General features: G+C 66.5%; 18 protein-coding genes. 6 read left to right on the top strand and 12 right to left on the bottom strand.

What is annotated here, in order from left to right:
* Positions 1–54 precede the first annotated feature (54 nt).
* From AC3A3G_RS00345 to AC3A3G_RS00335, 3 genes are read left to right on the top strand one after another with little or no spacing between them, the layout of a single operon-like run.
* Positions 55–1,440 carry an MFS transporter gene (locus AC3A3G_RS00345; protein WP_487487270.1) on the top strand — a complete coding sequence of 462 codons (1,386 nt, stop codon included), beginning with the start codon at positions 55–57 and terminating at the stop codon, positions 1,438–1,440.
* Positions 1,441–2,229, top strand: coding sequence for a nucleoside triphosphate pyrophosphohydrolase (gene mazG / locus AC3A3G_RS00340; RefSeq protein ID WP_200165095.1), 789 nt, complete (start codon positions 1,441–1,443; stop codon positions 2,227–2,229).
* Positions 2,226–2,900: an HAD family hydrolase gene (locus tag AC3A3G_RS00335; protein ID WP_368922693.1), complete on the top strand. Its 675-nt coding sequence runs from the start codon at positions 2,226–2,228 to the stop codon at positions 2,898–2,900. The genes mazG and AC3A3G_RS00335 overlap by 4 nt, the downstream gene beginning before the upstream one ends.
* Here the strand turns inward: AC3A3G_RS00335 and AC3A3G_RS00330 are convergent.
* The 7 genes from AC3A3G_RS00330 to dusB all read right to left on the bottom strand — a co-directional run bounded on the left by AC3A3G_RS00330 (position 2,897) and on the right by dusB (position 11,777).
* A complete protein-coding gene (locus tag AC3A3G_RS00330) occupies positions 2,897–4,525 on the bottom strand; it encodes a Na+/H+ antiporter (RefSeq protein WP_368922695.1) in 1,629 nt (542 codons plus the stop codon). The genes AC3A3G_RS00335 and AC3A3G_RS00330 overlap by 4 nt on opposite strands.
* Before the next feature lie 7 nt (positions 4,526–4,532).
* Positions 4,533–5,846 (bottom strand): GTPase HflX, encoded by a 1,314-nt coding sequence (gene hflX, locus AC3A3G_RS00325; RefSeq protein ID WP_487487269.1) that lies wholly within the window; start codon positions 5,844–5,846, stop codon positions 4,533–4,535.
* A complete protein-coding gene (gene hfq, locus AC3A3G_RS00320; RefSeq protein ID WP_003164861.1) occupies positions 5,847–6,092 on the bottom strand; it encodes an RNA chaperone Hfq in 246 nt (81 codons plus the stop codon). It abuts the gene before it with no gap.
* 109 nt (positions 6,093–6,201) lie between these two features.
* On the bottom strand, positions 6,202–7,062 hold the full coding sequence (locus tag AC3A3G_RS00315; protein WP_487487268.1) for a D-amino-acid transaminase: 861 nt from the start codon (positions 7,060–7,062) through the stop codon (positions 6,202–6,204).
* On the bottom strand, positions 7,062–8,468 hold the full coding sequence (gene ntrX, locus AC3A3G_RS00310; protein ID WP_200165099.1) for a nitrogen assimilation response regulator NtrX: 1,407 nt from the start codon (positions 8,466–8,468) through the stop codon (positions 7,062–7,064). The genes AC3A3G_RS00315 and ntrX overlap by 1 nt, the downstream gene beginning before the upstream one ends.
* Before the next feature lie 10 nt (positions 8,469–8,478).
* The gene (locus tag AC3A3G_RS00305; RefSeq protein WP_487487267.1) at positions 8,479–10,728 is read right to left on the bottom strand and encodes a sensor histidine kinase NtrY-like; all 2,250 of its coding nucleotides are present in this window, start codon (positions 10,726–10,728) and stop codon (positions 8,479–8,481) included.
* Positions 10,728–11,777 carry a tRNA dihydrouridine synthase DusB gene (gene dusB, locus AC3A3G_RS00300; protein ID WP_487487266.1) on the bottom strand — a complete coding sequence of 350 codons (1,050 nt, stop codon included), beginning with the start codon at positions 11,775–11,777 and terminating at the stop codon, positions 10,728–10,730. Before dusB ends, AC3A3G_RS00305 begins: the two co-directional genes overlap by 1 nt.
* A 66-nt stretch (positions 11,778–11,843) precedes the next feature.
* On the opposite strand from dusB, the gene AC3A3G_RS00295 reads away from it, so the two are divergent.
* Positions 11,844–12,986 (top strand): bifunctional 2-C-methyl-D-erythritol 4-phosphate cytidylyltransferase/2-C-methyl-D-erythritol 2,4-cyclodiphosphate synthase, encoded by a 1,143-nt coding sequence (locus tag AC3A3G_RS00295; RefSeq protein WP_487487265.1) that lies wholly within the window; start codon positions 11,844–11,846, stop codon positions 12,984–12,986.
* A gap of 7 nt (positions 12,987–12,993) precedes the next feature.
* Here AC3A3G_RS00295 and AC3A3G_RS00290 read toward each other — a convergent pair whose 3' ends face one another.
* The gene (locus AC3A3G_RS00290) at positions 12,994–14,301 is read right to left on the bottom strand and encodes a diguanylate cyclase domain-containing protein (RefSeq protein ID WP_200165102.1); all 1,308 of its coding nucleotides are present in this window, start codon (positions 14,299–14,301) and stop codon (positions 12,994–12,996) included.
* A 180-nt stretch (positions 14,302–14,481) separates the two neighbouring features.
* On the opposite strand from AC3A3G_RS00290, the gene AC3A3G_RS00285 reads away from it, so the two are divergent.
* Positions 14,482–15,411, top strand: coding sequence for a YihY/virulence factor BrkB family protein (locus tag AC3A3G_RS00285; protein ID WP_234287786.1), 930 nt, complete (start codon positions 14,482–14,484; stop codon positions 15,409–15,411).
* On the opposite strand, the gene AC3A3G_RS00280 is transcribed toward AC3A3G_RS00285, so the two are convergent.
* Together AC3A3G_RS00280 and AC3A3G_RS00275 are read right to left on the bottom strand one after the other, a co-directional pair.
* Positions 15,377–15,616: a sulfurtransferase TusA family protein gene (locus AC3A3G_RS00280; RefSeq protein WP_125900280.1), complete on the bottom strand. Its 240-nt coding sequence runs from the start codon at positions 15,614–15,616 to the stop codon at positions 15,377–15,379. The two genes, AC3A3G_RS00285 and AC3A3G_RS00280, sit on opposite strands and share 35 nt — an antisense overlap.
* Positions 15,613–16,107, bottom strand: coding sequence for a CinA family protein (locus tag AC3A3G_RS00275; RefSeq protein WP_200165105.1), 495 nt, complete (start codon positions 16,105–16,107; stop codon positions 15,613–15,615). Before AC3A3G_RS00275 ends, AC3A3G_RS00280 begins: the two co-directional genes overlap by 4 nt.
* A 74-nt stretch (positions 16,108–16,181) precedes the next feature.
* Between AC3A3G_RS00275 and AC3A3G_RS00270 the strand changes: the two genes are divergently transcribed.
* A complete protein-coding gene (locus AC3A3G_RS00270) occupies positions 16,182–18,458 on the top strand; it encodes a fused MFS/spermidine synthase (protein WP_487487264.1) in 2,277 nt (758 codons plus the stop codon).
* On the opposite strand, the gene mfd is transcribed toward AC3A3G_RS00270, so the two are convergent.
* Both mfd and AC3A3G_RS00260 read right to left on the bottom strand, forming a co-directional pair.
* Positions 18,455–21,904, bottom strand: coding sequence for a transcription-repair coupling factor (mfd, locus tag AC3A3G_RS00265; RefSeq protein WP_487487263.1), 3,450 nt, complete (start codon positions 21,902–21,904; stop codon positions 18,455–18,457). The two genes, AC3A3G_RS00270 and mfd, sit on opposite strands and share 4 nt — an antisense overlap.
* Positions 21,904–22,233 carry an FAD assembly factor SdhE gene (locus AC3A3G_RS00260; protein ID WP_200165108.1) on the bottom strand — a complete coding sequence of 110 codons (330 nt, stop codon included), beginning with the start codon at positions 22,231–22,233 and terminating at the stop codon, positions 21,904–21,906. The genes mfd and AC3A3G_RS00260 overlap by 1 nt, the downstream gene beginning before the upstream one ends.
* Between the last annotated feature and the right edge of the window lie 5 nt (positions 22,234–22,238).

Below are 22,238 nucleotides of genomic sequence, written 5' to 3'. Positions count from 1 at the left end.
AACCTGCATGGTGACGGTTGCGGCCGACTCGCGCCGCGATCGGGCCGTGACCGCATGACCGCAACCGCCGCGCCTTCGTCCGCCATCGCCGCGCCCGACGCGCCGCGCCGGTCCAACGCCATCCTGGCCGCCTTCTCAGGCCCGTGCCTGCCGTTGGCGGCCTTCGGCGTGGCTCTGCCGGTCACTCTGCCGGAATTCTACGCCACCCACGTCGGCGTCGAGATGGGCATGGTCGCCGCCGTCTTCATGGCGGTGCGGCTGATCGACATCCTGTTCGACCCCTTCATCGGCTGGGGCATGGACAAGACGCGCACGCGCCTGGGCCGCTATCGCCCGTGGATGGCGGTGGCGACTCCGATCCTGATGCTGGCGGCGCTGATGATGTTCGTAACGGTCCAGCCGGGCGCCGGGCCGGTCTATCTGTTCGCCTGGCTGCTGGTCCTCTACCTCGGCTTCTCCATGGGGACGCTGGGCCAACTGGGCTGGGCAGCCGTCCTGGCGCCGCAGTATGACCAGCGCAGCCGGGTCTACGGCTGGTGGCAGGTGTTCAACATCATCGGCGTGATCCTGATCCTGATCCTGCCGACCATCGTGGTGAAGACGGGTATCGGCGACTACGCCGACGGCGTGCGGATCATGGGATGGGCCATCATCGTCGCCCTGCCGCTGACCATCGGCCTGGCCATGATCGCCGTGCCTGAGCCCGTCAACGCCGGCGCTGCGCCGCACGGCGGGCCCAGCGCCTACCTGGCCCTGTTCAAGATGAAGACGGTGCGCAAGCTGCTGATCGCCGACCTGCTGCTGGGCATCGCGCCGGGCATCACGGGGTCGCTGCTGTTCTTCTTCTTCGGCCAGATCAAGGGCTACGACCACACCCAGGCGTCGCTGTTCATGCTGATCTACTTCATGGCGGGCCTGGTCGGGGCGCCCATCTGGGCCTGGCTGGCGACCAAGATCGGCAAGGATCGCGCCCTGGCCGTGGCCAGCCTGATCTTCGCCGTCTTCTATGTCGGCGCGACCCTGGTTCCCGGCGGCAACTTCGCCCTGACGGCGGTCGCCATGTTCATCGCCGGCCTGCCCTATGCGGCGGGCCTGTTCCTGCTGCGCGCCATGATGGCGGACGCGGGCGATGAGGTGCGGCTGGAGACGGGCGTGGACCGCACCGGCCTGATGTTCTCCATCCTGTCGGCCACGACCAAGATGGGTCACGTCTTCGCCCTGATCCCCTACGCCATCCTGCCTTTGGTCGGGTTCAAGGCCCTGCCCGGGCCGGAGGGGAACAGCGAGTTCTCGCTACTGATCCTGCAGATCCTGTTCATCGCCGTGCCGGGCCTGCTATTGGCGGCCACCGCCTGGGTGCTGAAGGGCTATCCCCTGACGCCGCAGCGGCATGATGAAATCCGCGCCGCCCTGGCGCAAAGAGACGCCGGACACGCCTGAATGACCCACCCCGTCGACCGCCTGAAGGACATCATGGTTCGCCTGCGCGATCCGAACGGCGGCTGTCCCTGGGACGTGGAGCAAACCTTCCAGACCATCGCTCCCTATACGATCGAGGAAGCCTATGAGGTCGCCGACGCCATCGAGCGCGGCGACATGGACGAGCTGAGGGTCGAGCTGGGCGACCTGCTGTTCCAGGTCGTCTTCCACTCGCGCATGGCTGAGGAAGCTGGTCATTTCCGCCTGGAAGACGTGGCCGAGGCCATGGCTGACAAGCTGGTTCGTCGCCACCCGCACGTTTTCGGCGACGAGGCCGCCAAGGCCAGCGGTCCCGCCCAGAAGGCGCGCTGGGAAGACATCAAGGCCGCCGAGCGCAAGGCCAAGGAACAGCATGGCGTGCTGGACGACGTCCCGGTCGGCCTCCCCGCCCTGACCCGCGCGGCCAAGCTGACCAAGCGCGCGGGCCGCGTCGGCTTCGACTGGCCCTCGACCGACGAGGTCTTCGACAAGCTGGCCGAAGAGGTCGAGGAACTGCGCGTCGAGATCGCCGCCGGCGACAAGGACAAGGCCCGCGAGGAGTTGGGCGACCTGCTGTTCGTCGTCGCCAACCTGGCCCGCAAGCTGGAGGTCGAGCCGGAAGACGCCCTGCGCGCCGCCAACGCCAAATTCGTGCGCCGCTTCGAATTCATCGAGGCCGAACTGAAGAAGGACGGCCGCACGCCGGAACAGTCCGACCTGCCCGAGATGGACGCCCTGTGGGACGCCGCCAAGGCGGCCGAGCGAGCGTGAACCGGGGGCCGTTCGACCTCATCATCTTCGACTACGACGGGGTTATCGCCGACAGCGAGCTGTTGAATAATGCGGTGATGGCCGAACTGCTCAGCGAAATCGGCCTGCCGACCACGCTGGACGACGCCCTGGCGACCTATCTGGGCAAGCGCTGGCTGGACTGCGAGCCGATCATTTCGGAACGACTGGGCGCGCCCTGCCCGCCCGGCGTTCAGGCCGAGTGGACCCGTCGCTGTCATGACCGCGCCCGACGCGACCTGACGGCCGTCGCGGGGTTCGACGCCTTCCTGGCCGGACGCAACGAGCGGCGCTGCATCGCCTCGTCCAGCCCGCCCGACTGGATCGAACTGGGCCTACGCCATTTCGGCGCTCATAACGTCTTCGCCGGACCGATCTTCAGCGCCGCAGTCCACGTCAGCCGGGGCAAGCCGCATCCGGACCTGTTCCTGTACGCCGCTGAGGCCATGAAGGCCGCGCCGGAACGCACCCTGGTGATCGAGGACAGCCCTACCGGCGTCCTGGCCGGATCCGCAGCGGGCATGACGGTCGTCGGCCTGTGCGTGGGCGGTCATATCCGCGGCGATCACCCTCAGCGTCTGAAACAGGCCGGGGCGCATCAGGTGTTCGGAAGTTACGCCGACCTGGCCGCCTGGATCGCCTCGACGGCCTAGGCGTAGCGCAATTCCTGCAGGTCGATTTCGCGGATCAGCTTGCGCGCCGTCTCTTCGTCGATCAGCCGCTGCCGGCCCAGACGCACCAGTTCCTCACGCTCCGCCGCTAGGCCGGTCAGGCGCAGGCGGCGCTCGATCTCGTCGGCGCGGCGGGCCTGGACCACGGCGTCGGCCTCCATGCTGGCGCGCATGTCGATGCGGTGGCGATAGACCTCCATCACCCGCGTCGCCGTTTCGGCGTAGAAGTCCGGGTCCAGCTTGCCCTCGGCCATGGCGTGCTGAGCGTCTTCGATAGCGCGAATGGCGGCCCAGGCGGCGGCGACGCGGGATCGGTTCTCCTCGGCCTGATGATCGTCCTCGGGCGGAAGCTGCACGCCTTTCAGCAGGCGCGGCAGGGCGACCGTCGCCAGCACCAGGGAAACGATGATCACCCCCGCCGCCAAGAAGATCGCCAGATTTCGCGCCGGCATGGCCGAACCGTCGCTCAGATAAAACGGCAGCGTCAGTATGCCCGCCAGGGTGATCGCCCCCCGCACTCCGGCCAGCGACATGACGGCCACCAGCCGCAGACCCACCTTGGGCGGCGCGCTACGGCCCTTGCGACGGAACAGGGTCAGCTTCAGCGACGTCCACACCCAGACAAAGCGCAGAACCGCCAATGCCGCGACGATGGCGAAGACATAGACGGCCAGCCACCAGACCTCGCTGTGCTGGGTGGAGCGGATCACTTCGGCTGCGCGGGCCATGATGGACGGCATCTGCTCGCCCAGGATGACGAAGATCAGGCCGTTGGCGACGAACTGCACCGTGTCCCACACCACGGCGCGCCGGATGCGGGTCGCGGCCAACGCCGAGCCCTGGCGCTCGGTGAAGCTCATGGTCACGCCGGCCGCCACCGCCGCCAGAATGCCCGAGGCGTGGATCGCTTCGGCCGCCAGATAGGCTGCGAACGGCATCAGCAGACTGATCAGGATCTGGCCGCCGACGTCCTCGCCCCAGCGACGGCTGATGAAGGCCTTCACCAGGCCGATGGACAGGGTGACGGCGATGCCCACCGCCACGCCCGCCAGCGCAAGCCAGGCGAAGGTTCCGAAGGCGCTGGATAGAGAAAAGGCGCCTGTGGTCGCCGCGATCACCGCGATCCGCATACAGGTCAGGCCCGTCGCGTCGTTCAACAGCGACTCGCCCTCTAAGATGTGCATCAGTCGCTTGGGGATCGGCGCGCGCCCGGCAATGGCCTGGACCGCAATCGGGTCCGTCGGCGACAGGATCGCCGCCAAGGCGAAAGCTACTGCCAGCGGCATGCCTGGGATCATCCAGTGGATCAGGAAGCCCAGGCCGACGACGGTGAAGACCACCAGTCCCAGCGCCAACTCCAGGATCACCACCTTGTCCCGAAACAGGGCCTCCTTGGGGATGCGCCAGCCGTCCACAAACAGCAGCGGCGGCAGGAACAACAGGAAGAAGACATCCGGCCTCAGATCAACCGACTGCCCCGTGATCAGCACCACCCCCGCCCCCAGGGCGATCTGCACCAGCGGCAGGGCGATGCGCGTGATGCGAGCCACCCATCCCGACAGCACCACGGCCAGCAGCAGAAAGAGGATGGTCTCGATCAGATGCATGACAGGATCAGTCGATCACGTCCGGATACAGCCGCTCAAGCCGCCCCAGCGCGGCGGGATGCAACCGGACCGTCAGGTGAACCCGACCCTCATCATCCGTCTCGCGCCCCGTCACCCGGCCGTTGGCGTAGAGCCAGGCCAACAGGTCGCCGCGGTGCGGCTCGACCGTCAGGTGGGTCTCCGGATCATCGTCGATCAGCCCGGCGATGATCTCACGCAGGGTCTCGATCCCCTCGCCGGTCCAGGCGGAGACGGCCACGGCCTGTCTCTCGCGCGCCAGGCGCTCGGCCTGGCCGACCACGGCCTCGCGCGTTTCCGGCTCCAGCAGGTCGATCTTGTTCCAGACCTCAAGAATGCGACGCGACTTGCCTTCAGGCGTGGGTATCTGTTCCAGCACCGCCTCGACGTCCTTGGCCTGGGCGGCGCTGTCGGGCGAGGCGATGTCGCGCACGTGCAGGATCAGATCGGCCTCGCCGACCTCTTCCAGCGTGGCGCGGAAGCTCTCGACCAGTTCGTGCGGCAGGTCCGAGACGAAGCCGACGGTGTCGGCGATGATGGCTGGTCGCCCCTGCGGCAGGCGAATGGTGCGCTGGGTGGTGTCGAGGGTGGCGAACAGCAGATCCTTGGCCATCACCTCGGCTCCGGTCAGCCGGTTGAACAGCGTCGACTTGCCCGCATTGGTGTATCCGACCAGGGCGACCGACGGGAACGGAACCTGTTTGCGCGCCTTGCGGTGCAGGCCGCGCGTGCGGCGCACCTCTTCCAGTTCGGCCTTCAGGCGCACGATGCGGTCGGCGATCATCCGCCGGTCCAGCTCGATCTGGGTTTCGCCGGGGCCGCCGGTGCCGCCGGTGCCGCCGCGCTGGCGCTCCAGGTGGGTCCACGTGCGGACCAGACGGGATCGCTCGTATTCCAAGCGGGCCAGTTCGACCTGCAGCCGCCCCTCGCGAGTGCGGGCGCGGCGGCCGAAGATTTCTAGGATCAAGCCCGTCCGGTCGATGACCTTGATATCCCAGAAGCGCTCCAGGTTGCGCTGCTGCACCGGCGTCAGCTGATCGTCGACGACGACCGCTTCGGCGTCGGCGGCCAGGATCAAGGCCGAAATCTCTTCCAGCTTGCCCCGGCCGATCAGGGTGGCGGGCGTGACCGAGCGCAGGCGCACGACTTCCTGCGCCCGCACGTCGAGGTCCAGCGCCTGGGCCAGGCCCACGGCTTCTTCCAGGCGCTCGGTCGCGTGGCGCGCATTGTCGCCGCGGCGGTCGGGGTGGATGACGACGGCCCGGATCAGCGGGACGGCGTGGTCAATGAGTTTGGAGGTCAATCAGTCTTCTTCGGCGTCGGGCTCGTACAGTTGCACGGGCGCGGACGGCATGATGGTCGAGATGGCGTGCTTGTAGACCAGCTGCGATTGGCCATCGCGACGCAGCAGCACACAGAAGTTGTCGAACCAGGTGACGATGCCCTGAAGCTTGACGCCGTTCACCAGGAAGATGGTCAGCGGGGTCTTCGTCTTGCGGACGCTGTTCAGGAAGGTGTCCTGGAGGTTCTGTCGTTTGTCTTGCGACATGGCAGGTTGATCCTGTTCTTGGTCTTTTCATCAACGGCGGTATGGCCGCGTGGCGAGACGCGGCCCGCATTCGCGACCTTAGCCACGCCCCCGCCGGTGCGGCAACGCCTTAAATGGCCTCGCGGCGCGCCTGTTCCAGATAAATCTCGCGTAGACGGGTCGCCACCGGGCCGGGCTTGCCGTCGCCGATGCGGGTTCCGTCCAGCGAAACGATCGGCATGACGAAGGAGCTGGCCGCCGTGACGAAGACTTCGCGGGCGCGCTTGGCTTCCTCGACGCTGAAGGCGCGCTCGTCCAGTTCGATCCCCTCGGCCTCGACCAGCTTCAGAATCGCCGCACGGGTGATGCCGCGCAGGATGTTGGCCTGGGTGTCGCGGGTCCGCAGCTTGCCGTTCTCATCGATGATCCAGGCGTTGGTCGATGAGCCCTCGGTCACCATGCCCATTTCATCGAACAGGATGGCCTCATAGGCGCCGCGCTCGCGCGCCGCCTGCTTGGCCAAGGCATTGGGCAGAAGGCCGACCGTCTTGATGTCGCAACGACCCCAGCGCATGTCGGGGTGGGTGACGCCGGCCGCGCCCCTGGCGGCCAGGGCCTCGCCCTTCCTCAGGTCGATCGACTTGGCGGTGATGATGACGCTGGGCGCCACATCCTGCGGAAAGGCGTGGTCTCGCGGCGCGGTGCCGCGCGTGATCTGGATGTAGACGATGCCGTTCCGCACCCGGTTCCGGCGGATCGTCTCGCGCAGCACGATGCCCAGAGAGTCGGCCGACATGGGAATCTCGATCCGCAGTTCCGTCAGACTACGGGCCAATCGGCTCAGGTGACCCTGATAGTCAGCCAGCTTGCCGTCGAATACCGACCAGACCTCGTAGACGCCGTCGGCGAACTGGAACCCGCGATCCTCGATATGGACCACGGCCTGACCGTGCGGCTGATAGATCCCGTTTACATAGGCGACCCTGGACATCAGGCGCCCTCTCCTTCCTCGTCTCCGCCGCGTGCGGGCGACACGCCCAGCGACTTCAGCTTGCGATGCAACGCAGATCTTTCCATGCCGATGAAGGCCGCTGTGCGCGAGATGTTTCCGCCGAACCGCATGATCTGGGCCGACAGATATTCCCGCTCGAACACCTCTCGCGCCTCACGCAACGGCAGGGCGATGATCCGGTCGGCGCCCAGAGAGGTCGGGCTGGCGGACGACGCTACCTCCTGCGGCAGCATGTCCGCCGTGATCGGTTCGTCCGGACCGCCGGTCGCCAGGATCAGCAGGCGTTCGATGTTGTTGCGCAACTGGCGCACATTGCCCGGCCAGGGATGGACCTGAAGCACAGCCAGGGCGTCATCGGCGATACGACGGTGCGGCAGCCCCTGGGACGCCGACAGGCTGTCGATGAAATACTCGACCAGTTCAGCGATATCCTCGCGTCGTTCAGACAGCGGCGGCACGCGAATCGGCACGACGTTCAGACGATGGAACAGATCCTCGCGGAAGCGGCCTTCGCTGATCTCGACGCGCAGATCGCGCGAAGTCGAACTGATGACCCGCACATCGACCTGAACGTCCTGTTCGCCGCCGACCCTGCGGAAGCGCTGTTCGACCAGGACGCGCAGGATGCGGCTCTGGCTTTCGCGCGGCATGTCGGCCACGTCATCCAGGAACAGGGTGCCGTTGTGAGCCTGCTCGAAGACGCCGATCTTGCGCGGTCGGCCGTCGCCGCCTTCTTCGCCGAACAGTTCAACATCCAGACGTTCGGGCGTCATGCCGGCGGCCGAGATGGCGACAAACTCGGCCCTAGCGCGCGGGCTGGCCTCGTGAATCTGACGCGCCGCTAGTTCTTTGCCGGACCCGGGTGGACCCGCGATCAGGATACGGCTGTTTGCAGCCGCCACCTTGGATATGGTGCTGCGCAGCGCCTGCGCCGCCACCGACTTGCCGATCAATCCGCTGGGCGTCAGCGTCTGGGCGCGTAGGCGGCGGTTCTCCCGCCTCAGAGAAGCGGCTTCCAACGCGCGCTCGACCACCACCACCAGGCGATCAGACTTGAAAGGCTTTTCGATGAAGTCATAGGCGCCGCGTTTCAGCGCGCTGACCGCCGTCTCGATATTGCCGTGGCCCGAGATCATTACGACGGGAAGATCCGCATCCAGTTCGCGCACCACGTCCAGCAACTCAAGGCCGTCCAGGCCACCGCCCTGCATCCAGATATCGAGGACCGCGAGGGACGGCTTGCGCGCCTTGATCGCAGCCAGGGCCTCGTCCGAGTTGGCGGCCGTTCGGACGGCATGACCTTCATCCTCAAGCAAGCCTGAGACCAGTTCGCGGATATCGGCCTCGTCGTCGACGACCAGAATGTCGGCACCGGTGCTTTTCATGACGCCTCTCTTACTCCGCCGTGCGCGTCGCGCCAGAGGCGCGGGCGACAGCCTTATGATCCTGGCTCAGGGGGAAGGTCAGGCACACGCGCGCGCCTGACAATGTTTCGGCGTCGGCCAGCTTCAGCTCTCCGCCGTGGTCTTCACAGATGCGCTTGACGATGGCCAGGCCCAGGCCAGTCCCCTTCTCGCGCGTCGTCACATAGGGTTCGGTCAGCCGATCCCTGTCCTTGGCCGGCAAGCCGACCCCGTCGTCCTCGATGACGAATGCGGCGACCCCGTTCTCGACGGTCAGTTGGGCGATGATGCCCAGTCCAGGCTTCGTCGTCGCGTCCCGCTCGCGTCGAGCGGCGACCGCCTCGCCCGCGTTCTTCAGGATGTTGGCCAACGCCTGGCGAACCATGCGGTCGTCGGCCTGCATCGTCACGTCCGGCAAGGGCTCGATCAGATCGACACCGATGTCGCCGGCCGCCACTCGCTGGGCGAACACCGCCTCACGCAACATCTCGGCCGGGTTTTCATGAGAAAAACGAGGTGCCGGCATACGGGCGAAGGACGAGAATTCATCCACCATCCGGCCGATATCGCCGACTTGGCGGATAATGGTTTCCGTACAGCGATCGAACACTTCCACATCGTCGCCGACCTGATCGCGATACCGGCGGCGCAGACGTTCGGCCGACAGCTGGATCGGCGTCAGCGGGTTCTTGATCTCGTGAGCGATGCGTCGCGCTACGTCGCGCCATGCCGCGTTCCGCTGAGCCGTGACCAGCCGTGTGATGTCGTCAAAAGTCAGCACCATCTCGCCGCCCTGCCCGCCCTCAATACGAACACGCAAACGCAGAGCCTCGCCGTTGCGGCTGACATCAATATCTTCCTCAATATGAGCCTCGCCCCGCTCGGACAATTCGCCGAGTTCAGGGGCGACCTCGGCCAGACGGCGTCCCTGAACCTGCTCCGGGTCCAGTCCCAGCAAGAAACTTGCGCTGTCATTGATGGCCGAGATTCGTCTTGTTCGGTCCAGACCGATCACCCCCGCGCTCACGCCAGACAGAACGGTTTCGATGAACAGGCTTCGTCCCTGCGCCTCGTCCGAAGCCGTCTTCAGCGCCGCCTGCTGGGTCTTGATGTCCTGCGTCATGCGGTTGAACGCCTCGGACAATACTATGAGTTCCGCAGGCGCACCCATGTTGTCGACGCGAGCGTCCAGATCACCGCCCGCCACCTGATCGGCCGCCTTCACCAGCCGCCCGATCGGCGCCGAAATCGAACTGGCCGCCGACATGGCCAGCCAGACCGCCCCGACCAGGACCAGCAGGGCCGTCTCCAGGTAGCTGAGAGCGAAAGCCGCCTGGATGCGGGCGCGGCTTTCCTCCGCAGCGCGATAGGCGGTGATTGATTCCTCGCCGTTACGCATCCGCTGGATCAGGCCCGGCGCCAACGGACGCACGACATAGAGATAGGCGTTTCCGTAATCCGGCAGGGGGTAGAGCGCCCGAACGGTGTCCGGATTTTCGGTCACCGTGGTCGGCGCGACCTCGCCGCCTGCGACAGTTTCAAAAGCCTCGCGGGGAGGCGCGACATAGGGGGGCGCTGCGGGCTGCTCGCCGCTGGCCATCACGCGTCCGTTTTCGTCGAGGATGTAGAGCGCCGGATAGCCGAAGAAGTCGCCGATCTGGGACAGGGCGCGCGAAAACTGGATTCGGTTGTCGAAGAGCCCCCGCACGCCGCCAAGCTCAGTCGACATGGTCTCCATATCAACCTCCAGCCCGGCGCCGACGTCGGCAACATAGGCGCGGCCGATTTCCGCTCCGTTCTCGACCGCGGAACGGACGTTCGTGCTGAACCACTGATCCACGCCCCGGTTGACCAAAACGCCGAACACCAGGGCGATCAACACGGCCGGCACGACCGAGACCAGCGAAAACAGCGTCACGAACCGCAGATGCAGGCGCGCGCCCGGGTCGTAACGGTTACGGAACAGGCGCAGCACCCGCACGCCGATGACAAAGGCCAGCCCGAAAATCAGGATCAGATTGGCCAGCAGGATGAACAGCACCGCCTGACTGGCCGCCGTACGTGCATCTCCGCCTGCCGCGGCGCCGGGGGCGATGGCGACCAGCCAGATCGCCGCCGCCGTGACGCTGAATGCGACGGCGTAGGCCGTTCCGAACAGGGCTCGCGCCCGACCGCCAGCCAACCGCCCCCAGAGCGATGGCTCTGAGCCGTGTTGATCAGCCTGGGCGGCGGGGTCCGACATCAGGCGACAGCTTTGACTACCTGTGGCTTGTTTTCAACATCGAAGTTGCGAGAATGCTTCACATCAAGCCAGAGCGCGGCCAGAGCCTCCTCCACCGCCTCGGGCGTCTCCAGGCGGCACAGACGCGCCTTGGCCGCGCGCCGCTCGCCCGGATCAGCCGGCCAAGGCGCCTGTTCGATGTACCAGCCCAAGTGCTTGCGGAACATCTTAAGCCCCAAAGGCAGGCCATAGAAGGCGGTGGACGCCCGCATATGCTCGATGACGATGGCCAGACGCTCCTCGCGATCCGGCTCGCTGAGTCGCGCGCCGTCCATCAAGGCGCGTTCCAGATGCGCCGCCAACCATGGGCGGCCATAGACGCCTCGACCCAGCATCAGGCCATCGGCGCCCGAACGCCTCAACGCCTCGCGCGCCTGTTCGGCGGTGATGATGTCGCCGTTGACGATAACCGGGATGGCGACAGCCTGCTTCACCTCGGCCACAGCGTCCCAGTCGGCGACCCCGGTATAGAACTGCTTGCGGGTGCGTCCGTGCACCGTCACCGCCGCCACGCCCAGCGCCTCGGCCCGGCGCGCCAGATCAGCCGCGTTCAGGCTGTTCTCATCCCAGCCCAGACGCATTTTGACCGTCACCGGCCGGCTGACCGCCTGGACGACCGCTTCCATGATCCGCGCCGCCTGATCCGGCGTCCGCATCAAGGCTGAACCACAGGCCGCGCCGGTCACTTCCTTGGCGGGACAGCCGAAGTTCAGATCGACAATGTCAGCGCCCGCCTTCTCGGCCATGCGCGCGCCCTCGGCCATAGCCTCAGCGTTGCCGCCAACCAACTGGATCACCGTTAGCGGCAACTCTCCGCCTACGGCTGCACGGCGCACCACGTCGGGTCGGGCGCGCGCCAGCTCGGCAGCGGCCACCATCTCTGTCGCCACATAGGCGGCTCCCAGCTTTGACGCCAGCACCCGGAACGGCAGGTCGGTGATCCCGGTCATGGGCGCCATCAGCACCCGCCCGTCGATCTGCACATCCCCAATTTTCAGGCCAGTCTTCATTCGGCTTCCTTAGCACCGAAGGCGCCCCCTCTCGTCAAGCGATACCGGGACGCCTAGAAGGCCGTCATGGGATTCTCAGCGATTGTCGTGGCCGCCGGTTCAGGCTCGCGGGCCGGAGGCGCCAAGCAGTGGCGCGTCGTCGCCGGACGTCCGGTGATCGCCTGGTCCGTCGAGGCACTCTTGAAGGCCGGCGCTCGGGAGGTCGTGGTAGTGATCGCCGCCGACGCCGAAGCGACGGCGCAAGCGGCTCTGGCCGGGCTGTCCGGCTGGCGCGCCGTGCCCGGCGGCGCGACCCGGGCCGCCTCGGTTCGGGCTGGTCTGGCGGCGCTGACGGCGGATGGCGCTGAGCCTGTGATGATCCACGACGCCGCCCGGCCTTTCCTGAGCGCCGACATCATAGAGGCGCTGCTGCAGGGCCTTAAGGACGCTGACGGCGCCCTGCCCGCACTCGCCGTCGCCGACAGCCTGCGCCGCACCGAGGGCGATTTCATTGTCGGCGGCGTCGATCGCGACCGCCTCTGGCGCGCCCAGACTCCTCAGGCCTTCCGCCTGAAGACCATCCGCGACGCCTATGCCGCCTGGCCGAACGATGAGACGGCGACCGACGAAGCCGCCGTCGTCGAGCGCACAGGCGGCCGTGTCCGACGGATCCCCGGCGATCCCCGCCTTCTGAAACTGACCTATCCTGAGGATTTCGCTATGGCCGAGGCGCTTGCCGCACCCCGCACCGTCGTTCGCATCGGACAGGGCTTCGATGTTCATCGCTGGGGCCCCGGTTCGTCGGTCTGGCTGTGCGGGGTCGAGATTCCGCACGACCAGACCCTGATCGGCCATTCGGACGCCGATGCGGGCCTGCACGCCCTGACTGACGCCATCCTGGGCGCCATCGCTGACGGCGACATCGGCGACCATTTCCCACCCAGCGACCCGCAATGGAAGGGCGCGTCCTCCGATCGGTTTTTGGTATATGCAGCAGAGCGGGTGGCCGCGCGCGGCGGACGCATCATCAACGTGGACGTCACACTGATCTGCGAACATCCCAAGGTAAAGCCGCACCGTCTGGCGATGCGCGAACGACTGGCGAAACTACTAAATCTGCCGCTGGACGCCGTCAGCGTGAAGGCCACCACCAGCGAGGGGCTTGGCTTCACCGGCCGCAATGAAGGCCTGGCGGCCCAGGCCGCCGTCTCGGTCGAACTGCCCGCCTGACGCCCGGTCAGGCGCGCGGCAATCCGGCCGAGGCCCGTTCCAGCAAAGTCAGCGCCGTGTCTTCGGCGGTCAGTTGCGCCACTCCGACGTCCAGTTCGACGACGAAGGGCGAGCGGTCTTTGCCGGCATCAAAGGCCGTACAGGCGATCACGGCCGCGATCCGTTCAGCCGTGATGCGTGCTGAGGCTTCGTCCGTTGCAGGCAAGGCCAGGGCGAAGGTCTCGCTCGACAGGCGCGCAGCGGTATCTTCGACCCGCACCAGACGCGACACCATGGCTCCTACCTGCGGTATGGCCTTCTCCAACCAACCTCCAGGCCTGGCTGCCGCAACAGCCTCGCGATCCGCCACGCGCAGAACGCACACGGAAAGCGTACGCGACCGCATCCTCGCCCCGCCGACCAGACGATTCAGGTGGGAAGCGAAAAGCTCCCGACTGAACAGGCCCGTCGCCTCATCCATCAGATCGCTGCCTCGAACGGCGTCCAGGGCGCGGCGAAGCCCCCGTTGACGGCGATGATTGCGCGCCAGCGCCATGACGCGCGCAGCCGCGTCGCCCTCCGACGTTTCGGGATCGGCCACATCGGCGAATCCTCGACGATACAGATCGCCCAGGTCCGGCCCAGTCTCCTCGTCCCATAGGTAAAGGGTCAACGGAATGTGGTAGAGGCGGGTGTTCCGGCGCATCCCCGCCGCAATCGCCAATGCGGGCGCGTGCGATCGGTCGCCCCACAGAACAGCGCCGTCGAATGCGCGCTCATGCAGATAGTCGAAGGCCGTGTAGGGCGTCGGCGCCGCCACGACCTCGGCTCCAAGCTCCGTCAAGGCGTTGGAAAGAGCCAGAAACCGGCGATCGGCGGAGCCGGCGGTCAAGATATTCAGTCGAACGTTCTCAACGTCGGGCGCAGCCAGCGTGACGCCATGCTGACCAAAAGTGGCCTGACGCAGGACGAACTCCTCCTCTGCCACCGCGGCGCGAGTCATCTGCTCCAGTCGCAACGCCGCCTGCGCCGGGTGCGGCGCCTTGGACAACGTCAGATCGCACCCGTTCACGCCGGATCGAGTGGGCTCACCTACGCCCAGGATCGTCAGATAGCGAGCGTCCGCCGAGCGCCGCAGTCGCTCGATCTCCTGAGCGTCGAACTGATCCACATCGACCACTGCGGCATCGATCGACATGTCCGCGAGCACCAACAAGGCCGCATCAAGATCCCGGGCGGTCACAGTCCGCCACCCCAGCCGATCCAACCCCTCGCACAGGGGATCCAGAGCGTCATCGAGGCTGGCGACGACCAGCACGCGCGGGTTGGAAAGCAAGCAAAATCTCCTGGATTCGGCCGGCCGCCCCCGCCGCCTTGCCCGAACCATCCGGCATGATACCGGGGTCTTTGCGCCCCGCAATGGGCAAGAACGCGTAGCGTGACATGGCGCTCAGGGGTTTTCACCTCGTGCCAAATGGGGTTAATCCCCCCGCTTGTTCGACGACGAGGCTTCGGATTGACCCAGCCCTTACCGCTCGCGGACCTGCCCATGCGTGGGGCGCGCCTGGCGGGCCGCGCTTTCGCTAGGAGTTGGGGCCGGGACGTCATGCTTTATACCGGCGGGGTCTCGTTCTTCGCCCTGCTGGCCCTGTTTCCGGCAATCGCCATCCTGATCGGTTTCTACAAGGCCGTGCTGACGATCGGTCAGGTCAGCGAACAGGCGGCCGCCTTGGCGGACGTCATACCGTCGGCCGCGCGCACCCTGTTCCTGAATGAGATCGACCGCCTGGCCAACGCCTCGGCCCGAACCGTGTCGTTCCAGAGCGCGATCGCCCTGGTCATCGGCGCCTATGCCGCGCATCGAGGTTTCAAGGCGTTGCTGGCGGGTCTGAACCTGATCCATGACGAAACGAACCCGCTTGGCTTCTTCAAGTTCAACATGCTGGCCTTCCTCGTCGCACTGGCCGCCTTCGCCCTGTTCACCGTAGTGTCAGGCGCCGTGGTCACGTCGCGCCTGATGGAGCACGCCTATGCTGATCAGCCCGGCGGCTGGCTGACTCTCCCTCTGGACGGCTTGTGGCCCGCTCTTGGCTTATGGCTGGGGCTGACCATGCTCTATCGATACGCCATGGCGCACGCCAAACGCGTAGCGTGGAAGGCGGCGATCGTCGGCGGTCTGGTCGCCACGATCATGTCCACCTTCTTCTCCTGGCTGTGCACCATCTATGTCGAGCAAATCGTGCATCTGGGCGCGACCTACGGCTCGGTCGGCGCCGTGGTGGTGCTGCTGATCTGGCTGTCGTGGAACGTCAATGCCGTCTTCTACGGCGGCGCCTTCGCCACGGAACTGGAGATCGACTGGGAAAAGCGCGCCGCCCTGCCCTCGCCGGAAACCTATTCCGATACGGTGGTCAGCCTGTCCGAGCGCCGCCGCTCTCGACAGTGATTTCCAGGACGCCGTCTGCTTCTTCGATCTGAATGACCTGTCCGCCCAGTTCCTGCATCAGAAAGGGCACGTCGATCCGCGCCATGGGGTCGGTCGCCAATAACGTCAGCCGCTCGCCCGCGCGGCGCCCGTCCATCGCCTTGCGCAAGCGCAGACTGGGCACAGGGCATTTGTGACCACGCGCATCGACGACAACAGGCTTCATCGCGATACGACCTCCAGCAACAAGCTCAGGGCGACGCGCACGCTTTCCAACCGAACCTTGTCCCGCCCGGCGGCGCCGAACCGCTTTTCGACATGAATGATGGTTCCATCCGCCGCCGTGACGGCGAAATGGACCAGCCCCACCGGCTTCTCATCTGATCCTCCGCCAGGCCCGGCGATCCCGGTGATCGACACCGCCGCCTGGGCTCGGGAATGCGTTATCGCGCCTTCGGCCATGGCCCGCGCCGTCGGCTCGGACACCGCGCCGAAACGCGCCAGCACGTCCTGAGATACGCCCAGCATCTCTGTCTTGGCCTCATTGCTGTAGGTGACGAAGCCGCGATCAACGACGGCCGATGAGCCCGCAATCGCCGTCAACGCGCCCGCCACCAGGCCGCCGGTGCAACTCTCAGCCGTGGCGATCATCAGGCCGGCCTCGATCGCGCGGCGGATCACACTTTCAGCAGTCGCCTCGATATCCTGCGGCAACATGGGAATTCGCTCCATCATCGAGTCGTCATAGCCTCGCCTCGACCGAATCATCCGCCCGAGGTCGAAAGCAGCGCATGACCGAACACGTCCTGTCTCCGGCCCAAAGCAAGGTCGATGCGATAACACCTGCGGCCTTCGCCGTCGCCATCTTCACTTCGGCCAGCCTGGTCTTCATCGTTCAGCCCATGGCGACCAAGCTGGTGCTGCCGTTGCTGGGCGGATCGCCATCGGTGTGGAACACCGCCATGGTATTCTTCCAGGCGGCGCTTCTCGCAGGCTATCTCTACGCTCACCTGCTGCAGCGGATACCGTCTGTGCGATTGCAGGCCGTGGTGCATCTGGTCCTGCTGGCGGCGGCGGCTGTCTTCCTGCCGCTCAGCATCACACAGGCCCTGGGCGATCCCGACCCGGCCGCGCCGATCGGCTGGCTGCTGGGCGCCCTGGCCCTATCCGTGGGCGCGCCGTTCGCCATCCTGTCGGCCACGGCGCCCCTGCTTCAGGCCTGGTACGCCCGAGCGCGGGCCGGCCGCCCCGACGGGGCCAATCCCTATGTTCTCTACGCCGCCTCCAACCTCGGCAGCTTTCTGGCCCTGCTGGCCTACCCCGCTCTTTTAGAGCCGCTGGCGTCCCTGTCCGCGCAGACGATCGGCTGGACGGTCGGGTACGGCGCCTTCGCGTTGATGATCGTGGGTCTGGCCATCATCATGCCGCGCGGCCTCGGCGCCGCACGCGTCGCCGCGTCGGCCAAGCGCAGTCCGACGATCCCCTGGTCGCGCAAGATCATCCTAATTCTGCTTGCTGCAGCCCCCTCCAGCCTGATGCTAGGCGTCACGGCGCATGTGTCGACCGATGTGGCCTCAGCGCCCTTCCTGTGGGTCGCGCCCCTGGCCCTATACCTGCTGACCTTCGTCATCGCCTTCCAGGCCAAGCCCTGGATACCCCTGCCCGTCACCCTCGTTTTACAGGCGACATTCACCATCATGGTCGTCGCACTGGTCGGCATGACGACCGGGCAGTGGCTGATGCTGCTGGGCCTGCATCTGCTCGCCTTCTTCTTCACCACCCTGATGTGCCACCAGCAGCTGGCCGCGCGTCGTCCCGCGCCGGACCGTCTGACCGAGTTCTATCTGTTGATGTCGTTGGGCGGGGTGCTGGGGGGCGCGTTCACCGCCCTGCTGGCGCCGGTCCTGTTCGAGACGGTGCTGGAATACCCATTGGTCATGGTGCTGGTCTGCCTGGCGCGCCCGTGGCTGGGCGACCGCCCGGCCAAGCGCGAGGTCTGGCTGATGACAGCGGGTCTAGTGATCGCGGTCTCGGTTCCGCTGCTGTTCGAGATGATGCGCTACAATCCGTCGATGCGGGCCACGTTCAGCGATTTCGGACTGACCGCGACGGCGCAGATCATCCTGGGCGTCGCCGCCATCTGCGCCTTCCTGATCCGCGACCGCGCACTGATGTTCACCGCCGTCGTCGCCGCTATGACTCTGTCAGCCCACTACATCGGCCGAGGCTACGACTGGAGCCTTTCCGAGCGCAGCTTCTTCGGCGTCATGCGCGTGGCCGTCACGCCGGACCCCAAGATGGGCGGCGACGTCCATGTATTGATGCACGGCACCACCCTGCACGGCGCCCAGGCGCGCAACCCCGACTTCGCCTGCGCCCCGACCATGTACTATGCGCAAACCACGCCGCTGGGGCAGGCGGCCGAACTGATCCAGGCGCGCGGCCCCGACGCCGTCATCGGCGTGGTGGGTCAGGGCTCGGGCGCCATGGCGGCCTACAAGCGCGCCTCGGACCAGATGACCTTCTTCGAGATCGACCCCATGGTCGACCGCCTGTCGCGCGATCCCAAGTGGTTCACCTTCATCTCAGACTGCGCCGACGGCCCGATCCGCACCGTTCTGGGCGATGCGCGGCTGACGCTGAACAAAGAGGCCGCCGGATCCTATGACCTGCTGATCATCGACGCCTTCTCGTCCGACGCCGTGCCGACTCATTTGCTGACCCGCGAGGCGATCGCGGGTTATCTCAAGCTGCTGAAGCCCAAGGGCGTGGTGGTGTTGCACCTGTCGAACCGCAATCTGGAGATCACCCTGCCCGCCGTCGCAGCAGCCCGGGAACTGGACGCGACCGAATTGCACCAGATCTATATCGAGCACCCGGAAGCCGCCCTGATGGCCGAAGCCTCGACCGAGGCCCTGGCCATTTCGCCGACGCCCGAAGGCCTGGCGGACTTCAAGGCCGACGGCCGCTGGCGCAAGCTGGAGCCGACCGAAGTACGGCCGTGGACCGATGACTACGTCAATCTGTTCGGCGCCCTGATCCGCAGCATGCAATCAAGGGCCGGCTAGGCCGCTCCCGCCACCCGCGCCAGATCGGCGGTGATGCGCTCGGCGACCTTCAGTCGATCCTCCGGCGTGGGCCAGTCGCCCTTCACCACGATCTTCTGATCCGGGCGTATCTTCCAGAAGGCGTGGTTCTTCTGGATCAGGCCCACCAGCCCCATCGGGTTGGGGAAGGTGTTGTTGCGCAGGGTCAGCACCGCGCCCTTCGGCCCGATGTCGATCTTCTCGATCATGGCCGTGCGGCAGTTGGCCTTGATCCCGACGATCCGCAGAAGCTGCTGCGCCTCGTCCGGCAGCGGACCGAACCGGTCGATCAGTTCGGCGGCCATGGCCTCGCGGTCCTCCATCTTCTCGGCGTCGGACAGGCGGCGATACAGGCTCAGACGAACGTTCAGGTCTGGGACGTAATCCTCTGAAATCAATACGGCCGCGCCGACATTGATCGAAGGCGACCAACCGCGATCCGGCGCCGCTTCGCCCTGTTCGCGCAGTTCGGCGACGGCGTCCTCCAGCATCTGCTGGTACAGTTCGACGCCGACCTCGCGGATGTGGCCCGACTGTTCGTCGCCCAGCAGATTGCCGCCGCCGCGCTGGTCCAGATCGTGACTCGCCAACTGGAAGCCGGCGCCCAGATTATCCAGCGACTGCAGCACCTGGAGGCGCCGCTCGGCCGACAGGCTCAGCGGCTTGGTCGGATCAGTTGTCAGATAGGCGAAGGCCCGCGCCTTGGACCGGCCGATCCGGCCCCTGATCTGGTGCAACTGGGCCAGGCCGAACATGTCGGCGCGATGCACGACCAGGGTGTTGGCCGTTGGAATGTCGATGCCGCTTTCGACGATGGTGGTCGAGACAAGCACGTCATATTCGCCGTCGTAGAAGGCGCTCATGACCGCTTCCAGCTGGGTCGGGCTCATCTGGCCGTGACCGACGACGAACTTCACCTCAGGAACCTGTTCGCGCAGGAACCGCTCGATGTCGGGCAAATCCTTCAGGCGCGGCGCGACGTAATAGGCCTGACCCCCGCGATATTTCTCGCGCAGCAGGGCCTCGCGCACCAGCACCGGATCCCACGGCGTGACATAGGTCCGCACCGCCAGACGATCGACCGGCGGGGTGGCGATGATCGACATCTCGCGGATGCCCGACAGCGCCATCTGCAGGGTGCGCGGGATCGGCGTCGCCGTCAGGGTCAGCAGGTGAACATCGGCCCGCAGGGACTTCAGCTTCTCCTTGTGCTTGACGCCGAAGTGCTGCTCCTCGTCGACGATGACGAGGCCCAGATCCTTGAAGCCGACCTGATCGGCCAGCACGGCGTGGGTGCCCACCACGATCTCGAAACTGCCGTCCTTCAGACCCGCGCGCGTCTCGTTCGCGTCCTTGGCCGTGACCATGCGCGACAGGTGGCGCACCTTGATCGGCCAGCCGGCGAAGCGCTCCGAGAAGGTCTTGAAGTGCTGACGCGCCAGCAGGGTCGTCGGGCAGACGATAGCGACCTGTTGCCCCGTCATGGCCACGACAAAGGCCGCACGCAGGGCGACCTCGGTCTTGCCGAAGCCGACGTCGCCGCAGATCAGGCGATCCATCGGCGTGCCCTTGCCCAGGTCTTCCAGCACGTCGCCGATGGCGTTCAGTTGGTCGTCCGTTTCCTCATAGGGGAAGCGGGCGCAGAACTCGTCGAACAGACCAGCGGGGGGCACGATGGCGTCGGACACGCGCAGCGCCCGCTTGGCGGCCAGGGCGATCAGCCCCTCGGCCATGGCGCGCAGGCGCTCCTTGGCCTTGGCCTTGCGCGCCTGCCAGCCTGCGCCGCCCAGACGGTCGAGTTGAACCCCTTCGGCGTCCGTGCCGTATCGGGTCAGAAGATCAATGTTTTCAACCGGCAGATAGAGCCTGCTCTCACCAGCATAGAGGAGTTCGAGGCAGTCGTGCGGCGCCTCCTGGATCTCCAGCGTCCGCAGGCCTTCATAACGGCCGATACCGTGATCCAGGTGAACCACCAGATCGCCCGCCGTCAGGGCCGAAGCTTCCGCCAGGAAGTTCGACGCCCGCCGCTTGCGCCTGGGTCGCGCCAAACGGTCGCCCAGGATGTCGGTCTCGGAGATGACGGCCAGATCGTCGGTGGCGAAGCCATGCTCAACCGGCAGCACTGCGCGCAGATAGATGCCGTCGGGCGCGCCGGACACATCGTCCCAGTCGCGCACCGCCACGACGTGCGTCAGACCGTGATCGCTCAGCATGGCGGCCAGACGTTCGGCCGAGCCTTCGGACCATGAGGCGAACAGGACGCGCTTGCCCTGCCCTTTCAGCGCCTCGGCGTGCTGAGCAACGGCGGCGAACAGGTTGACGCTGTCCTGCGACCGCTCGGCCGCGAAGCTGCGGCCCAGTCGACCGCCAGCGTCCTCGCCCGAACCGGCGGCCAGCGGCGACAGACGGCGCACAGCGCGACCGGCCAGGGCGCTGTTCCAGTCGCCGTCGTCCAGATAGAGCCGCGCAGGCGGCAGGGCGCGATAGGCCGCCCCGCCCTTGCCGCGCGCCGCCTCCTTGCGCGCCTCATAGGCGTCGACGGTCAGGTTCCAGCGCTCTGCGCGCGCCTGCTCCGTCTGGCTGTCGAGGAAGACCGGCGCCATGTCCGGCAGATAGTCGAACAGCGTATCCAGCCTGTCGTAGAACAGCGGCAGCCAGTGCTCGACGCCCTGACGGCGCGCGCCCTCGCTGACGGCGGCGTACATCGGCTCGTCGCCCGGCGCGCCGAACAGGTTCAGATAGCCGCTGCGGAAGCGCGAGATCGAATCTGCATCCATCAGCACTTCGGACACCGGCGACAGCGAAACCGCCTTCAACTGGCGCGTCGAACGCTGAGTCTCGGGGTCGAAGGCGCGGATCGATTCCAGCTCAGACCCGAACATGTCGAGGCGCACCGGCTCCTCGAAGCCCGGCGGGAAGACGTCAATCACCCCGCCCCGAATGGCGTATTCGCCGCGCTCCGACACGGTCGAGGCGCGCACATAGCCGTTGGCCGCGACGTAGCGTTCCAGAGCCGCCGTATCGAGATCTGCGCCGACCTTGGCCGCGAAACCGGCGCCCGTAACGGCGCTGCGCGGCGGCGTGCGCTGGGAGGCGGCTGCGACCGTGGCGACCACCAGCAGCGGCGTTCGGTCCGACGGATCGCGCGTCGCCAACCGGGTCAGAGTCGCCATGCGTTGCGCCGCGACCGAAGCGGTAGGGCTCAGCCGGTCATAGGGCAAACAGTCCCACGACGGATATTCAAGAACTTCAACATCCTTGGCGAAGAAGCGGAAGGCCTGGATGAAATTGCCTGTGCGCTGATAATCGCGCGCGATAAACAGAGCCGTCCCGCCCTGGGCCTTAATGCGTTCGGCGACGATCAGGGCGTCTAGCCCCTCCGGCGCGCCGCCCAGTTCTGCGTCGATCCGCGCCAGCGCCGCGCCCATCAACCGATGCCCTTGGCCACTTCGGCCGCAACATGTTCGCGCATGAAGGCGCGGATGCGAGCCAGCATAGGCCCTTCGAACTCGGGCGGCGTCGGTTCGCGCTCAATGATCCAAGCGTAGAGGTACTGGTCCTCTTCATCCAGCAGGCGCTCGAACTCGGTCAGTTCGTCGTCGTCCAGCGTCGGCGTGATCTGATCGGCGAAGGGCCCCAGCACCATGTCCGCCTCGCGGAATCCCCGGCGCCAGGCGCGGAAGGCGATGCGGCCCAGGCGCGTCTTGCGCTCGTCAGAAATCAGGGCGTCCTCGGGACGTGCGTCGATATCGGCCACGCGGT

The sequence above is a fragment of the Brevundimonas sp. Soil_N_31 genome (genome assembly GCF_057655995.1).
The sequence above is the reverse complement of the archived record's forward strand: the minus strand, read 5'-3'. Positions and strand labels throughout refer to the sequence as shown.

Coding starts and splice junctions, on each gene's coding strand:
- AC3A3G_RS00345 (WP_487487270.1), top strand. CDS start 55: ATGACCGCAACCGCCGCGCCTTCGTCCGCCATCGCCGCGCCCGACGCG.
- mazG (WP_200165095.1), top strand. CDS start 1,441: ATGACCCACCCCGTCGACCGCCTGAAGGACATCATGGTTCGCCTGCGC.
- AC3A3G_RS00330 (WP_368922695.1), bottom strand. CDS start 4,525: ATGCATCTGATCGAGACCATCCTCTTTCTGCTGCTGGCCGTGGTGCTG.
- hfq (WP_003164861.1), bottom strand. CDS start 6,092: ATGTCGCAAGACAAACGACAGAACCTCCAGGACACCTTCCTGAACAGC.
- AC3A3G_RS00315 (WP_487487268.1), bottom strand. CDS start 7,062: ATGTCCAGGGTCGCCTATGTAAACGGGATCTATCAGCCGCACGGTCAG.
- ntrX (WP_200165099.1), bottom strand. CDS start 8,468: ATGAAAAGCACCGGTGCCGACATTCTGGTCGTCGACGACGAGGCCGAT.
- AC3A3G_RS00305 (WP_487487267.1), bottom strand. CDS start 10,728: ATGTCGGACCCCGCCGCCCAGGCTGATCAACACGGCTCAGAGCCATCG.
- dusB (WP_487487266.1), bottom strand. CDS start 11,777: ATGAAGACTGGCCTGAAAATTGGGGATGTGCAGATCGACGGGCGGGTG.
- AC3A3G_RS00295 (WP_487487265.1), top strand. CDS start 11,844: ATGGGATTCTCAGCGATTGTCGTGGCCGCCGGTTCAGGCTCGCGGGCC.
- AC3A3G_RS00280 (WP_125900280.1), bottom strand. CDS start 15,616: ATGAAGCCTGTTGTCGTCGATGCGCGTGGTCACAAATGCCCTGTGCCC.
- AC3A3G_RS00275 (WP_200165105.1), bottom strand. CDS start 16,107: ATGTTGCCGCAGGATATCGAGGCGACTGCTGAAAGTGTGATCCGCCGC.
- AC3A3G_RS00270 (WP_487487264.1), top strand. CDS start 16,182: ATGACCGAACACGTCCTGTCTCCGGCCCAAAGCAAGGTCGATGCGATA.
- mfd (WP_487487263.1), bottom strand. CDS start 21,904: ATGGGCGCGGCGCTGGCGCGGATCGACGCAGAACTGGGCGGCGCGCCG.